Raw genomic sequence first — 15,737 nt, 5'->3', positions numbered from 1 at the left:
TTAATCCAAAGGATATTTAAAAGTATCAAAATAAAAGTATAAAGAACCCAGTAAAACAGAATTTATGAGCAACAAAGAATTCGAAAATATAGCATTTGATTTACCAAAAAACCAATCTAATGTTATCAAGGTTATTGGCGTTGGAGGAGGAGGCAGTAATGCCATTAATCACATGTTCCAACAAGGCATTAAAGGAGTAGATTTTGTAATCTGTAATACAGATGCGCAAGCTTTACAAAATAGTGGTGTGCCAAATAAAATTCAATTAGGAGTAAATCTTACCGAAGGTCTTGGAGCAGGAGCAAATCCAGAAATTGGAGAGCAGTCTGCTGTAGAGAGTTTTGACGATATTCAGCGTATGCTAGATGTAAACACTAAAATGGTATTTATAACAGCAGGAATGGGTGGAGGAACTGGTACAGGAGCAGCACCAATAATTGCTAAAATGGCTAAAGATTTAGATATTTTAACGGTTGGAATTGTCACTATGCCTTTTCAGTTTGAAGGTAAAATGCGTAACGAACAAGCGCAAATTGGTATCGAAAAATTACGATCTGTGGTCGATTCGCTTATTGTTATAAATAATAATAAACTACGAGAAGTGTATGGAAACCTTGGCTTTAAAGCAGGTTTCTCTAAAGCAGACGAGGTTTTAGCTACTGCATCTCGTGGTATTGCAGAGGTAATTACACACCACTACACACAAAATATTGATTTACGCGATGCGAAAACCGTATTAAGTAATAGCGGAACAGCAATTATGGGATCATCGGTGTCTTCTGGTCAAAACAGAGCACAAGATGCCATAATGAAAGCCTTAGATTCGCCATTATTAAACGATAATAAAATTAAAGGCGCCAAAAACGTATTGTTGCTTATTGTTTCTGGTTCTCAAGAAATTACTATCGATGAAATTGGTGAAATTAATGACCACATTCAAACAGAAGCTGGCCATGGTGCAAACATAATTATGGGTGTTGGTGACGATGAGTCTTTAGAAGAATCGATTGCAGTAACAATTATAGCAACAGGTTTTGATATTGAGCAACAAGATGAAATTTCAAATACAGAAGCCAAAAAGGTAATTCACGCTTTAGAAGACGATCAAAGTTTAGAAAAGGATTTAACTACAAAAGAGCGCGAACCAGCTATTATAAAACCAAACATAGAGTTAGAAGTTAAACCAGAGCCAGTGGTTAAGCATACATTGGATATGGACGACGCAGAAGACGAGATGTTTACCGCAAAAACAACTCCAAAAGCTGAAGCCGTTGCACCTTTAGAATTAATTCCAACCACAGAAATCATAAAAAATATAGAAGTTATATATGATGAGGTTGTTGCAACTGTAGAAGAGGATACTGATTTTATAATCACTGAAAAAACGCAAGTAATAGAAGAAAATGGTGAAGCTGAAGAAAAACAACAAATCACCTTAACTTTCGATATGCCAATGAATGAACCAACAGTAGATTCTGAAATTTCTAAAAATGAAATTAAAAATGAAGATACTAACAATGCAGATGAAGTTATTAAATTCGAATTGACTGAAAATGCTAAAGAAGTAGAAGTTAATGATTATACAGAGTTAATTACTATTACTGAAGCAAATGAGGCTGGCGAAACCCGTTACACATTAGAAGATTATGTGGAGTCAGATTCTTCAATGAATACTAAAGAAACAGCAAAATCAGAGTTGATTGAAGAGTTAGATCAGGAAATAGTTTTTGAGAAAAAAACTATTGAAAGTGAAATAGAAGAAGTTGTTATTGATGAAGAAATAGACCCAATGAACAGTCCTATTTCAGAAATTTTAAAAGAACGAGCAGACGAACGCAGACGTAAAATGAAAAGCTTTAACCATAAGTTTAATGCTTCAAAAATTGAAGATATTGAGAAAGTGCCAGCGTATAAGCGTCAAGGTGTAGATTTAGAAAACTCTCCACATTCTTCAGAAAATAATATTTCAAAAACTAGCTTAGGAGTTGATGATAATGACGATATTCAATTAAGAAAAAACAATTCATTTTTACATGATAATGTAGATTAAATTAGTCAGGCTCTAAATTTAAAGCTTAATCTTTAAACCCAAAATCTTTCCCTAAAGCATTTTGGGTTTTTTAATGCCTTAATTTTAAGAGTTATCCTAAACTATAGAGTTCTTATTTTCTTACTATATTTACAGCCAAACAAAACACAAAACAATGAGTTTATCTACAGAGATAATGACTGCGCTAAAAACGGCAATGAAAACTAAAGATACTGTGTCCTTAACAGCACTTAGAGCAGTAAAATCTGCTATTTTATTAGCACAAACAGAAAGTGGAGCAAAAGAAGATTTAACAGAGGAGCAAGAGCTTAAAATACTTCAAAAACAAGTAAAACAACGTAAGGATAGTGCAGCTATATTTTTAGAGCAAGGACGCGAAGATTTAGCTGCGCCAGAACTAGCCGAAGCAAAAGTAATTTCTCAATTTTTACCAGAAGCAATGAGTGAAGAGGAAGTTGCCAAAATTGTTGACGACGTTATAGCAAAAACTGGAGCAGAAGGCATGAAGGATATGGGTAAAGTTATGGGAATGATAAGCGGACAATTAGCAGGTAAGGCAGATGGTAAAACTATTTCTACCATTGTAAAGGCTAAATTAAGTTAAGAATATAAACAATTAGCCTCCTGCCTTCGCAGGAATTTGGCCTCGTAGTTCAACTGGATAGAATATCAGATTTCGGCTCTGAGGGTTGGAGGTTCGAATCCTCTCGAGGTCACTAAACGGGATTTTTCAAAATCATTTTGAAAAGTCCCGTTTTCATTTGCTCCTAACTTATCTGAAATAGAGGCGATTGCGCTGAAAATGGAATTCACTCTAAAAGTTCGAAGTCGGTCGTTTTTGAAGTCATACCCTATTCCTTCTGGAAAGAGCATAAATTGAAGTGAGCGCTTGACTTCAATATTACCAGATTGCCACAATGACGGTAGATTCAAGGCGAAATTCAAAGCTTTGTCAATCGATTTTTTGAGGTTCGAAATATTAAATCCTGAGTTTGAAACTTGCTCAGTTATTTTGTTCTTTTCGGACTCAAGTTTTGATTTGAATTTGTCGTATTGCACCTTCGATATTTCTTCAAATACAAAACGTTCCTCTAGTCTATCAAGTTTGATATCCAGCTCCGCAGCTTTCGTATTTAGCACCTTTGCTTCATCTATTTGTTCTTTGTTTAAATCGATAAAAGTCTTCTCGATAATCTCTTTAAGAGGTTCTATATACTTTGCATCAGATAATGTGTAATTTTCTAAAAGTGCCATAAACGAGCTGTGAAGCTTTTTTGCACTTCTATTTTCTTTGCTTCCAGTTCTTCTGTTTTTGTAATAATAGAGTCCCTTCTTCTTTACCACATAGCCAGTATAAGGTGTGCCGCATTCTGTTGATTTGACAAACATTTTTAAGGGTAGGTTTTCATCATCAAGATTGTATTTTCTACCTTCTTCTCTTGAGTTAAGAAGATTGTGAATTTTTAGAAACATTTCACGAGTAATCATAGGTTCGTGGTTTCCTTGAATAACTTCTCCTGGTATTAATTTGTTTACCAATAATCCGCAATAGAAAGGGTTTCTAAAATAATCACTTAGCTTTTTTGCTGACAGGTCTAATCCTTTTCGTTTGAGCTTTTTGGATATCTCAACGTGAGAGGTGTTTGACATTGCTTTCCACTCAAATGCTTTTTTTAGAAGCTTTCCTTTTTCATTAATTACAAAGTTGGGTTTCTTTCCTTTTCCCGGATTCGTGTTAGTATAACCGTAAGGCCACGCTCCAGTCCAATCGCCTCTACGTAACTTTTCTTGCATTCCAGAAACGGATTTGTCTCTTCTCAATTCATTATCAAATTGAGAGAACATATAATATAAGTTCTGTTGGAAAGATCCTGCACTAGTTGAAGTATCTACCTCTTGAGTAGCGGATATGGTTACAATGCCTTGTCTTTTTAGTTGGTCACTAATGTATGCACCGTTAGCACCAGTTCGTGAAAACCGATCATAAGAATACACTATGATATACCCAATATCTTTTCTGCGCTTTACAAAGTTGAGCATCTTTTGAAAGTGCTTACGCTCATCACTTTTAGCAGATTCATAAGTCCCACCAAAATACTCAACCACATCAAGCCCTTTCTTCTGAGCAAGTTGCTCACAGTACTTTAACTGCGTATCTAAACTAGCATTATTATCCGCTTGTTCTTTGGTAGATACTCTTGTATATATAACAGCATTTCCTGCTTGTCTGAGTGACTTGCTTTCGTCTTTACGGGCAAATTGGTTAAAGATGGATAAATCTTTCATTAGGCTACATTTTGCTGAACTTGTTTGCATAATATGAGTGCAAACTGCTCAAGATTTTTAATTATTTCATCTGCCTCATCTTCGTTCACGTTCTCAAATCCCTTAAATGATTTGAGTCTCTCTACAGACATTTTATTTTTTGTTACTTCCTTATTATTCTCTTTTTTTACATCTATTGATTGCATTATTAAATCCGTGAATGCTATTCTATTATATAGTCATAGCACTAATGGGATGGTGGATGGCTTTTTCAGCTCATTCCATTTATTGTCAATCGATGGTTATTAGGTTTTCATAATTATTGGTTTCAAACTTGTTTCCGTTATGGGATTAAAAATTGAGTGTGAATGGCAAATAGTTGTTCTATTTTGCTTTCTGTTTTACGGTACGGCTTATTAAGACCACTTTACCGTTGGCTTGTTTTATTTCGATATTTTGATATTCGTGCTGTTTTAGAATGTCAATGATTCTATCTTTCTCACTAATGCGTTCTGTTCCTTCTATCATATCGATCTCTCCATTCTTTTTGGTCACTTGGACAGATTGATAAGACTCACTTCTCAAGATGAGCATAACTTGGATTTCGTCTTTATTTAATCCTGCAAAAGCGTTGAAATTAGGCTCAGAAAAAAGGACAGCTATATTTTCTTTGACTACTTGATTTAAGCTTAATACAATGTGGTTGGTCACCGCGCCTTCCTGCAAGAGCTTTACATATTCATAATCGTCTGCGAGATATATGTTTCCTGCCACATCTGTTATTAGGTATAACGCTTTCGCGAAAGCGAGAACTTGAACAGCTGAATATTCTAACTTGCTTATGCTTTTACCTTCAGTGGTTGTGTTCTCAAAGAGAAATTTCCTAACAGGCTTTATTCTCTCATTTGCAAATCCCAGATTGCGATATTCGATGATGATGCCCATCCATAAAATGTCTATGAGACTAAATTTCTTCCATCCACTATCAGTATGGCGTTGATCTTCAAAGAGACCTATATCTTGCCAATGCGTTATCATACGCCTTTCGGCATTTATAATATACTTATTTGCATATTCCTTCTCGTTGAGAAGTCGCAACAATTTAGAGTAATCTGTCTTTGATTTTTTCAAGCTGATTGTTTTGAGAATACAAACATAACATTATAAACGTTACGAAACAAGGACGTTTATTTATTTTCAAGTAATGTAATGTATTTCATCATTGTTTGCTTTTCATTTTCTTGTGCTTCAATCATACGTTCACAAGCTTCAGTAAGCTTTAAATTAACCTTCTTTAATTCTTTGTGATGCTTTTCATTAAGCTTGTCCAGCTTTTTAGATTTCTTTTTTAAATGAAATTTCAACTCTTCTATGGTGCCTCCTGTCTCATCTCTTATCGCGTTGAGTATATTGTAGAAATCGGGAATGCAATGTTCATCTATTTTTTGAATGAAATTATTTATGATGGTTTCAGCCGATGGATTAGAATGTGTCGTGCTGTTATCGTTTATAATTTCTTTTGCGACATTCTTAACATCTCTTATCGTTCCGCTTCCAGCGTGTGTCACGAAAGAACCTTCTCCTGTATCCTTAACTGAGTTGTCTATGCGATTATCTGTGGTACGAACTCTGGGAATGTAGTTTAGGGTTCGGTTTGAATAAAAATAATTCATATCCACATCAAACATTTTTGCAAAGTTGATTAAAGCTAGGTGTGGTATGTGTTTAGCTCTACTTCGTACAGATGATATGATACTTCTATTGGATGGGTAAATAAGTTTCCCTAGACTGCTATCATTACTCGGTTTTATTCCTAGCTGGTCATTTTTTTGCAAGACTTCGTCTATTGCATCTATAAATTTTAAATCTATGGTGTCGTAATCTGCATTCTGCTTCATAGTATTAATTTCATTATCAATTACTTCTCCTTTTTCTTTTGTGTTTTGATCTGTCATTTGTTCTAGTGAACTGAAAATTATTATTCAGTTTTGTTGTTTATTAAGCATCGTTTATACATATATTTGGCGATATAATTATAATATAGGCGTTAAATTGTTGCCAAATTTACAAAACTTTTATACTGAATTGTTAATCGAATCACATAAACTTTATAAGAATGTATCAACCTGATGAAATTAAAGCCATTACAAGAAAAATGCACAAGTATTTTGATAACCCCATAGCCCTTGTTGCTCAAGAATCGGGAAAATCAAGACCTACGGTTTCAAAGTTTTTTAACCGAAAAGAGATTAGGCCATCTAGCGAAGAGCTTATTTACGAAGCCTGTCTGACTCTTTTAGAATCCAAACACGAGAAAACATTGCGTAATAGTAAAAAGGGGAAAGTTCTCACTGAAAACATCCCATTACCCTCGCAAACGTCTATGAAGTTATAATGTAAATCTCATACCAATGAAATTTACAGAAGATAGCCCTGACGAAGGTTTCCTTACCCTTATCAAAGAAATCAAGGAAGAAATAGAGATGCTAAAAAAGCACCACAAGCCGACTAGTGAGATAGACAAAGCACACACTTTGCTGTTTCATAACAGTCCTAAAAATGAGCATAGTTAATTATTCCATCGCCTTTAAAGCATTGGATTACCATATAAAAGAACACAACCAGAATACAGATCAACTTTCCAACCGCATACGCCAGGCCATTGCCGCTACTGCAAAGGATATTATTAAGATTTACGGACTTTCCCTACTGAAAGCGAGTAATGTCACACAACTTGATCCTCAAAATTTACCGCCTCTAAAGACCAACAATCTACAGTTGGCTAAATTGGGCAACGCCAGTCCTCGTACCATCCAACGTCACTTAAAAAGACTTATAGATGCAGGGATTATTATCAATAAAATATGGCACGGTTCCAATTCTGGATATGACCTCTGGGTCGAGCCAAAAATCTTGTTAGCAACCGGTTTAAAACAGGTTGATAAGCCCAAAATTGAGCAAGACTCACGGAATTTACAACCTACACACAATCAACATCTTAAAAAAACACATACGACAACTTGTCGTCATACAGACTCTAGTAACAATGGTTACATAAATAATTTAATAATAGGCGTTGATAACTCAAGCCGAGCAAATCTGTTTGGTGATAAAAGGAATTCGCTACCGCTCACAAGAGAAACAACGTCACGCAACGCTTCTAGCAACACTTTTACAGGATACACAGGGAAAAAATGCCCCAAAAAATCTAAAGATGCAGGGGAAAATGCGCGGAATCGAGCCACAAATCAAACTGGCGCCGAAAATTTGCCACGAGATTCGGCTCGTTCCGCTTCCCTTTCTGTTTATGTGAATGCACTTTGGACGCTTTCGCGAAATGTGCTCTACCAAGACACCTATCTCACAGAATCACAAATCAAAATTGGTAAAGAATTACTCTGGCAATGGTATGATCCAGTAGCCGGTAAACATCTAGCAAATGTGCATCAATGCTATGTAGATCGCATAGAACTCGTACGGAAATATCTCGCCAAAGATCCTGAACGTCGCTTCGTCCAGCTGCCAAATCAATACTTTGATCCTAAAAATAAAACAGGTTTTGCCGGCACAAAAAAATGGTGGCGAGACCACAAAAAACGCCAGGTAGAAGTGCAACTAAAACTTATCGTTGCAGCGCAAATACGAAGATTTCTAAACAACGAGAAAAAAGATACTGCCAAACAGAAACCAAGATTAGCTCTTTTCAGGCAATGTGAGACGAGAATAGGCAAACTGGGACAACCTGAGCTATTGCAACACTTTCACGCAAGTGTGCTCAACCCTTCTACACAACGATTTTTATACACCAATACTTAACGAATGAAACGCATTTTCAAAAAGAAAAACGCTGCCCTGACCAACAAACTCAAGGGAGCGATTGCCGAGATATCTATTGATGTCTTTGGCTATGAGAAAAAAATCTCACACAATATCAAAAACTACACAGAGCACATTGCCACTTGGGAACAGCTTCCCGTGGAGCGATTGTATCTGCGTATTTACCAAGAGCAGCACAAGGTTCACTCTTATCTGTACAATCAGGATGTGCCTTTGAAAAAAATCCCCACAGATGAGCTGGCGTACTTTTTCCTGGAAGATAGTATTGCAGCGTTACCCAATGTGCGCAACAAGATTGCCTTCAGTATCAAGAAGTATCTCAAGGAATTTGCCACGGCCAATCAAATCTGTGAGCAAGATGTTCAGATCTGGCTTAATGTCAAACAAGATATTGTAACAGTTAAAGCTTTTCACAACAACACCTATATCAAGGAAATTTCACTTTTATCACTTATCAAATACTTTAAATAATGCAACAAAAGAAAAAAGGCTGGAAACTAGGCCAAGACTCAGAAACTAAAATGATAGTATGGTTCAAAGACGGCAACGTGCGCACAATGTATTCTATCGACTGGCGTCACAAATTATCAAAAACTAAAAGTAGGGAAACTGGTCTTTCGCGCTTTCGAAAAAAGATAAAAGAATACGGACCTCTTGCGGGCACTATTGAGATCTATGACAAAGCAACAGGTCAACGCATCGCCAAATTCTACGAAGGAAGTGAAATAAATATTAATGCTGAAACCAATTGATATGAGAACCATTTTAGAATTAAAAGAACGACTGAAGAATGAAACCTTATTCAGCAGAAAATATCCTGATTATGAAGAAGACGATGATAAAGTTCATTTGTTGTATGTATCGCCTCGTTTAGATTCCACAGGGTATTACCGTGCGATAACACCTGCTTTAGAGCTTAATAAAACACCATCACATTGCGCGATTATTAACGCTATTGAAACCTTCAACTTCAATAAACGCTTTGAAGATTATGAGAATCTGATTGATGAAAAACTATTATACTGGGCAGATTATGTGATCTTCCCAGTTATCTTTTCAGATATTGATTTCTTTTTAAAAGCGATTCGTGTATTGCGACCAGATGTACAATTGGTAATGGATATCGATCAAAACTTCAATGCTATTCCTCAAAGTCACGCATTGTCGCGTAAAATCAGCACTCGTGACAAAGAGCAATTATTGTCAAATATGATTTCTATGGATGTGGTTACAGCTGCGACAAAACCATTGGCTAGTTTTTATAAAAAGATCCTGCACGACAATTTTCCTAATCATAGTACACACGTTGCACAATTGCCCTCTCTAGTATCACGACTAGGATACGAAGAAATACCACCTTTAAAACGTAATGAGTCTGAAACAATCAGGATTGGGATTATAGGCAGCAAAAGTCAGCTTGAAGATTTGCTAGTCCTTAAGGAACTAGTTGCAAAAACTAAAGAAGTCCTTAAAGAAGGAGTTCAATTTGTATGTTACGGTTGGGATGGAAAAGACAGTAATGGCGAGCTAGTTCTTAAAGGACTATCAATAGAATATCACAAACCTGTGGCGTTTGAAAATCACTTTAAAAAGCTGAATCATTTGTCACTGGATATAGTTCTTTTACTTTCTGAAAAGAACCGCTTTTCTCAATGTGCGCCTTACACTGAGCTATTGGAAAGTGCTGTTTATGGTATTCCTGTGATTGCATCAAAATACCATCCAGCCGGACAAGTCTTTAAGGAAGGAGAAACAGGATTGCTTGCTGAAACCGCTGAAGATTGGGTAAACGCTATCCAACGTTTAGTAGCTGATAAAGAGCTTCGCGATCAAGTGGGTAAGAATGCCTTAAAGTCTATCTGGATGGAGCAGCATTTTACGAATAGGCAACTTCAGAAGTTTCAGGATTTGTTTATTTGATAATTCTATAGATTGATAGACCTTCAAATAGCATAAAAAGGTTTTATTCTATTAATTTCATAGAGATAAAAGTACTTTTATGGATGATATAACGAGTTGCCCACAACTATGAGATACTTGCTGCAACTATTAATTATCGCTTTGATTTTTAGTTATTATAAACCAAATAAACAGGTTTATGATAATTATAAATATGTTGTTTTACAAATCGACCGAATTAGCAATAACGTTTTTCAAAATATCTCCTATTTAGAGACAAAAAGTTTGGGTACAAAACCCTGCAATGGTATGATTTACATTAATGATAATGAAGCTATCCGTTTTGATTCACCAACAAATAAAACCCTTCTTCAGAATTAATTAAATGGATTGGAGAGAAAAATATCAAAGCTGTTGTCGTTACTCATTTTCATATTGACTGTTTAGGCGGATTAAATAAATTTCAATCAAATGGAGTTACATCTTTCGCTACAAATCAAACCATTCAACTTGCGAAAGAAGGTAACAGAGAAATATTATCACAAAATGGTTTTGATAAAGAGTATAAATTCCAAATAGAAAACTAAGTTATTTTCGCAAAATATTTTGGACAAGGACACACAAGATAACATTGTAGGTTATGTTCCAAGTGAAAAAGTTTTGTTCGGTTGTTGTTTAGTCAAATCATTAAACGCATCAGAAGGTAATCTTTCAGACTCAAGCATAGAGGATTGGTCTAAAACAGTTGAGAAACTCAAAAATGAATTCTCTGAAATAGAAAATGTAGTTCCGGGGCACGGAAAAAGCGGAGGAACAGAACTTCTGGATTATACAATTAATCAATTTAAAGTTTACAACGAACGATATGTTTTCTTTCTTCACAATAGGTTTTTAGAAACTTACGAATTGGAGGAATTCCATCCTGAATTCGGACGAACAGAGTACAAAGAAATTTTATTAGAATTTGAAAAAAGTGGACTGAAGGTAATTAGTGAAAAGAGAAACGAAAATGTTAACGCAAGAGATTATACAATCAGAATTGTAAACCAAGTTGACAGTTTAATTAAGACAGGAATTAAACCTAAAAATATAACTATAGTTGGGACATCAAAAGGTGGATATATTGCTCAATACGTTTCGACTTTAGCAAATAACCCATATTTAAATTTTGTGTTTATTGCAAGTTATAGAGAAAGTGACATCCAAAATTTTCCTGAACTCAATTATTGTGGAAACATTTTGAAAATTTTTGAGAAATCTGACCCTTATGAAGTTTCAGCCAAAAAAAGAAAAGAAAACTCGACTTGTAAGATTGAGAACTTTAAAGAAATTGAACTGAATACAGGCATGGGACACGGATTTTTATTCAAACCTTTAAAAGAATGGATAGAACCTAAAATAAAATGGGCGAATGGAAATTATAAAATAGAATAAAATAACTGAAGGCCGTGAATAATTAATTACTTTGGTCGTTGCTTATTTGGAAAATTCCTTCGGAATTTTCTCGCGTTCGTTTTTGTTTACTAAATTAGTTGCTTAAACACGCAACGAACCATACACAAGACCTTTAGCGGCAATGCAAAAACCCGTCTAAAAAAGAAATTGTCGGTAGTATTCTGTATTTCATACCTCATTAGTACTTTTTTCCTACCCTATTCATACCTAAATTGTTGATTGTGTAAATTAGATTTGCTATCAAAATAATTTTCACTTTTAATTTTATCAAGATGAAGAAAAACACATTTATATTATTTTTCATGCTTGTATGCAACAGCCTTATGTTTGCGCAAGAAGATCTCGGCCCTTTTAACGAGGAAACTATATTTGCACCAGAATCCTACAATGTACTCACACCTAAAGAAAGTTGGGAAATCCACAAAACTGCATTCATTAAAAAATTAGAGAAAGAAGGTGTAAAGCAAGTGGAAGTAAAGAAGCGCCTTTTGAAATACGAAAAGGAAAAAGCTACTTATTTCGCCAACTTGAAAGAACGGCATCGATTAGCAGCGATTGAACGAGAAAAGGCAGCAATTCGACGTAAGGAAGCCGCAAAAAGAAGGAAACTTGCTGAAATCGAACGTGATAAGGCAGCAATTCGACGTGAGGAAGCCGCTGAAAAAAGGAAATTGGCTGATGAGTGGCGCAAAAATTATGAACTGCTGTTATCCAAAAATGTAGCTCTTGTAAAAGATACTGATAATATTGAACCCATTACTTTTGAAATAAGTTCAGAAACTACTATAAGTTTTGGTGTTAGAGCAAATATTTATTCAGGTAATGTTAAATTGGTAATGTATAACCCTGATGGCAAAATAGAAGCAGAGTTAAATGTAGAATACCAACCAAAAAAAACTTCTAAGAATGACAAAATGGCTCGTACATCAGGTTCATTGGATAAAAAGATTGCTGGAGCAAAAGTAGGAACTTGGCAAATAAAAATTATACCGATAAAAGCCGAAGGTTCAGTGGCATTTTCTGTCAGTCTTAAGAAAAATCAATAGTTAATGTATCAAGTATTAAAAACTTTATTTCTCGTTTGTTTACTTCTTGCGAGCTATCAATCCAAGGCACAGGCTAAAGCTTTGGGTAACTTGTCTGGCAGGTTAATTCTGGATGACTCTTGGGAAAGACAAATTTACATTTCTTTGATAGAAGGCTTAAACAACGAATATAAAATTTCAAATAGTCAAATCGTTGCAAGCTCGGTCATTGATGAAAATGGGAACTTCAATATAAAACTTGATACCTTATCTCAAAAGTGGTCACTTTTAAGACTTCACGTGGCAAAAAAAGGTATAACGCCTAACTCTTTAACAATAGGTAGTATCAACGAGAATTTTATGTTTTTAATTGCAAAAAACAATTCAGAAATAAAAATTTTCAACACTGCAACAATGCCTATTTTCAGAAATGTGCGGATTGAAGGTGCAAACTATATGAAAACATTTGAATATATAAAAGGTTTGGTGGAGTATCCCAATTCAATTGACTATGAGAATACGATGATTGAAAAAGAATTTATTGTTGAAGCCGTTTCGGAAAAGCTAAAAACTGTAGCCGATACCTGTTCGAACCCATTGGTTTCTCTGTATGCGATTTACAAAACTGATTTCCAAAGCGACCTGCAGGATAATAAATTGTTTTATGATCGATACCTGACAAAATGGAAGACACAGAATGATATGTATTTTAATGCTTTTACACAAAATTTTTCTAATGACACTATTAAGTTCAATTCTAATGAGAAATACAACGTTTGGTTCTGGCCTATAGCTTTTATTGTCTTTGCCTTAGCCTTAGTTGTTTTCTTAATTATACGTAAGAGAACAAAATCAAATATTAATGAACTGAGTGTCAAAGAAAGGGAGATTTTTGGTTTGCTTCAGCAAGGAATGAGCAATAAAGAAATTGCAGCCGAATGTAATATTGAACTGACCACAGTAAAATCTCACATAGGAAGTATTTACACTAAACTTAAAATTAAATCTCGGAAAGAGGCTCTTAATATTAAAACAAAATAGTTGTGAAAATAATAAAATTAATCGTGATATCAATGTTGTTATTCGGTTGCAAAAATGAGAAAAGGTCATCTTTGGCAATAGACGATTTTGATTATTTAGGACACGATATAGCAATAAACAACCAAGACCTTGTAATTGTTGACCAAGACTATACCAAAGCTTTAAAAATTGCTTCTCAGGAAAACAAATCAATTTTCATTGACTTTTATACAACGTGGTGCGCACCCTGTAAGAAGTTGGATAAATTAGTCTTTCAAAATGATTCTATCAAGCAAATTCTTAAAAGAGATTTCATATTATTAAAATATGATGCTGAAAACGACAAAACTTTTCACTTATCCAAAAAACATCACGTGAGCAGTTATCCAACTGCTATCGTTTTGAACCCAAAAGGCTATGTTGTAAACAGAAAATACGGGTTTCCCGGAAATGATTTTGATACATTAAGTAAAAATGTATTGGGCTTCACAGAAAAAAGTATCGAATTGAGCAGCCAAAATGAATACTTAAAAGGGTATTCAAATACCATAGACCAGACCAAGTATCCAAAGTTTTACACCGATTATATCGATAGAACCGATACGAAACCTAAAACTTCTGATATTGTTGACTTCATTAATAGTAAGGAAGATTTTTTTAAAGAAGAAGATTTTACAACACTATTGTACTTTGGCCGTGACGCCCCTTCAAATGTTGGAGATATCATTTTGAAAGACAAAACAAAGTACTTTGACCTTTATGGAGAGCAAGACGTGGAAGTATTGCTATACTTTATCACTTCTGCAAAATTCAACGAAGCTATCTCAGAAGATAATCAGAAAAAATACGACCGAGCAGTTGAGTTTACAAAACAAGCCCTTAGCCAAGGTTGGGTAGACGACCTGCTACCATCTTTTGAAAAAGATTATTTAAAAGCCCAAAACAAATGGGATGAAGTTTTGGAAATCAATAAAAAGCTAAAAGATAAAGGTAAGTTTGACAATGGTTACATTAACCATTTTAGTTGGCAGGTTTACGAACAGTGTGATGACCAAAATATTATAAAGAAATGTCTTGATTGGATGCAAGAAGTAACAAATGAAGAACCTACTTATGCCTATTTAGATACCTATGCTCATCTTATTTACAAAACTGGAGACAAACAAGAAACAAAAAGAATTGCCAAAATAGCAATTGAAGCTGCCAGAAAAGAAAATGAGAAAACAACAAGTATTCAAAAATTGCTTGATAAAATATAAAGTTGTAGTCTGTAACAATAATATATGAAATATTTGTTCAATCACGTAGCGAGTAAAGCACAGCCACTAATAAAGGTGTATATAGCTCATAGATAGTTAGTTATTTAACCGAAGTTAGGGCATATTTGCGAGTCCGCCAAATTTTTAAATTTGGCTTCTTGATAAGAATAGGTAGTAAGAAAATTAACCACTATGGACTGAAAGGTCCATAGTTTAAGCTGGTGACTTAAAGTCACCCCACGATTATTTCTTTAATATAAAATTACTGTTATGTCGATCTTCAGGCTTCCTGTGATGCTCAAGATAATCATTGACCATCTCATCAAGTATATTACCAGTACTCCATCAACCGTAACCAATTGCTCAAAAATGCCTCCCCCAATATCTTTTCTTCAACTCTGGAAATTCTTGTTGAAGCTTTCGAGAGCTGCGACCTTTCAGCTTTTTAACCAAACCACTTACGCTTGATGATGGACGATATTCTAAATGCATATGAATGTGATCCTTTGACACAATACCTTTCAAAATAGTTACATCCTCTGCTTCACAAATCTGAAAAAGCAAAGTTCGACAACGAACTTGAATGTCACCTGCCAAAACACCATAGCGATATTCTTTACACCATACCAAATGCACATTCAATCGAGAAACCGTATGACCATTACTCCGATTTTCAACGATTAAAACAAAAGTAGGTATGTTTGGAAGCTAAAGCGAAATGCACTAAAGTGCATAGCTTAAACTATTTTTGAGACCAATTAAAAAATTTGGCTAGTGCTTCATCCGAAAATATTTTCATAGTTTGTACGCTACGATCCATATACAGAGACGGTGGCAGTAATTTGAGCTCACTCTGCTCTGAACACACACACATCAGCCCAATTTACCCTACCCATAAATTCACAACCCTAGCAACAGCTAGGGTTT

At 34.9% G+C, this 15,737-nt stretch carries 17 protein-coding genes, 1 tRNA gene and 1 pseudogene; 14 read left to right on the top strand and 5 right to left on the bottom strand.

Annotation, left to right across the window (positions count from 1 at the left end):
• Positions 1-64 precede the first annotated feature (64 nt).
• From ftsZ to ACVC5O_RS14350, 3 genes are all read left to right on the top strand, one after another.
• Entirely contained in the window at positions 65-2,050 is a 1,986-nt protein-coding gene (ftsZ, locus tag ACVC5O_RS14360; RefSeq protein ID WP_452222175.1) for a cell division protein FtsZ, read from the top strand.
• A gap of 154 nt (positions 2,051-2,204) precedes the next feature.
• Positions 2,205-2,654, top strand: coding sequence for a GatB/YqeY domain-containing protein (locus ACVC5O_RS14355; protein ID WP_452222174.1), 450 nt, complete (start codon positions 2,205-2,207; stop codon positions 2,652-2,654).
• Positions 2,655-2,692: 38 nt separating this feature from the next.
• Positions 2,693-2,766: transfer RNA gene (locus tag ACVC5O_RS14350), tRNA-Arg, on the top strand.
• Here ACVC5O_RS14350 and ACVC5O_RS14345 read toward each other — a convergent pair.
• From ACVC5O_RS14345 to ACVC5O_RS14330, 4 genes are all read right to left on the bottom strand, one after another.
• Positions 2,720-4,336 carry a recombinase family protein gene (locus tag ACVC5O_RS14345; protein ID WP_452222387.1) on the bottom strand — a complete coding sequence of 539 codons (1,617 nt, stop codon included), beginning with the start codon at positions 4,334-4,336 and terminating at the stop codon, positions 2,720-2,722. The genes ACVC5O_RS14350 and ACVC5O_RS14345 overlap by 47 nt on opposite strands.
• The gene (locus ACVC5O_RS14340) at positions 4,336-4,521 is read right to left on the bottom strand and encodes a hypothetical protein (RefSeq protein ID WP_299210248.1); all 186 of its coding nucleotides are present in this window, start codon (positions 4,519-4,521) and stop codon (positions 4,336-4,338) included. The genes ACVC5O_RS14345 and ACVC5O_RS14340 overlap by 1 nt, the downstream gene beginning before the upstream one ends.
• A gap of 178 nt (positions 4,522-4,699) precedes the next feature.
• On the bottom strand, positions 4,700-5,446 hold the full coding sequence (locus ACVC5O_RS14335) for a MerR family transcriptional regulator (protein WP_452222173.1): 747 nt from the start codon (positions 5,444-5,446) through the stop codon (positions 4,700-4,702).
• A 56-nt stretch (positions 5,447-5,502) separates the two neighbouring features.
• A complete protein-coding gene (locus tag ACVC5O_RS14330; protein WP_452222172.1) occupies positions 5,503-6,270 on the bottom strand; it encodes a hypothetical protein in 768 nt (255 codons plus the stop codon).
• Between the two features lie 161 nt (positions 6,271-6,431).
• Between ACVC5O_RS14330 and ACVC5O_RS14325 the strand changes: the two genes are divergently transcribed.
• From ACVC5O_RS14325 to ACVC5O_RS14275, 11 genes are all read left to right on the top strand, one after another.
• A complete protein-coding gene (locus ACVC5O_RS14325; RefSeq protein WP_452222171.1) occupies positions 6,432-6,710 on the top strand; it encodes a hypothetical protein in 279 nt (92 codons plus the stop codon).
• A gap of 16 nt (positions 6,711-6,726) precedes the next feature.
• Positions 6,727-6,888, top strand: coding sequence for a hypothetical protein (locus ACVC5O_RS14320; protein ID WP_452222170.1), 162 nt, complete (start codon positions 6,727-6,729; stop codon positions 6,886-6,888).
• Positions 6,875-8,131, top strand: coding sequence for a hypothetical protein (locus tag ACVC5O_RS14315; RefSeq protein ID WP_452222169.1), 1,257 nt, complete (start codon positions 6,875-6,877; stop codon positions 8,129-8,131). The genes ACVC5O_RS14320 and ACVC5O_RS14315 overlap by 14 nt, the downstream gene beginning before the upstream one ends.
• A 3-nt stretch (positions 8,132-8,134) precedes the next feature.
• Positions 8,135-8,623 (top strand): hypothetical protein, encoded by a 489-nt coding sequence (locus tag ACVC5O_RS14310; RefSeq protein ID WP_452222168.1) that lies wholly within the window; start codon positions 8,135-8,137, stop codon positions 8,621-8,623.
• Complete coding sequence (locus ACVC5O_RS14305; RefSeq protein WP_452222167.1) at positions 8,623-8,904, top strand: hypothetical protein; 282 nt, start codon at positions 8,623-8,625, stop codon at positions 8,902-8,904. The genes ACVC5O_RS14310 and ACVC5O_RS14305 overlap by 1 nt, the downstream gene beginning before the upstream one ends.
• A 1-nt stretch (position 8,905) precedes the next feature.
• A complete protein-coding gene (locus ACVC5O_RS14300; protein WP_452222166.1) occupies positions 8,906-10,072 on the top strand; it encodes a glycosyltransferase in 1,167 nt (388 codons plus the stop codon).
• Between the two features lie 359 nt (positions 10,073-10,431).
• The gene (locus tag ACVC5O_RS14295) at positions 10,432-10,638 is read left to right on the top strand and encodes an MBL fold metallo-hydrolase (RefSeq protein ID WP_452222386.1); all 207 of its coding nucleotides are present in this window, start codon (positions 10,432-10,434) and stop codon (positions 10,636-10,638) included.
• A gap of 19 nt (positions 10,639-10,657) precedes the next feature.
• On the top strand, positions 10,658-11,485 hold the full coding sequence (locus tag ACVC5O_RS14290) for an alpha/beta hydrolase (protein WP_452222165.1): 828 nt from the start codon (positions 10,658-10,660) through the stop codon (positions 11,483-11,485).
• A gap of 293 nt (positions 11,486-11,778) precedes the next feature.
• The gene (locus ACVC5O_RS14285) at positions 11,779-12,552 is read left to right on the top strand and encodes a hypothetical protein (RefSeq protein ID WP_452222164.1); all 774 of its coding nucleotides are present in this window, start codon (positions 11,779-11,781) and stop codon (positions 12,550-12,552) included.
• 3 nt (positions 12,553-12,555) lie between these two features.
• On the top strand, positions 12,556-13,572 hold the full coding sequence (locus ACVC5O_RS14280) for a helix-turn-helix domain-containing protein (protein WP_452222163.1): 1,017 nt from the start codon (positions 12,556-12,558) through the stop codon (positions 13,570-13,572).
• A gap of 2 nt (positions 13,573-13,574) precedes the next feature.
• Entirely contained in the window at positions 13,575-14,810 is a 1,236-nt protein-coding gene (locus ACVC5O_RS14275) for a thioredoxin family protein (RefSeq protein ID WP_452222162.1), read from the top strand.
• A gap of 243 nt (positions 14,811-15,053) precedes the next feature.
• Here ACVC5O_RS14275 and tnpA read toward each other — a convergent pair.
• A pseudogene (tnpA, locus tag ACVC5O_RS14270) lies at positions 15,054-15,491 on the bottom strand (IS200/IS605 family transposase).
• Positions 15,492-15,737 lie beyond the last annotated feature (246 nt).

Source organism: Lacinutrix salivirga (assembly GCF_053604675.1).
Note: the sequence above shows the minus strand (reverse complement) of the source record. Positions and strands in the feature narration are given on the sequence as shown.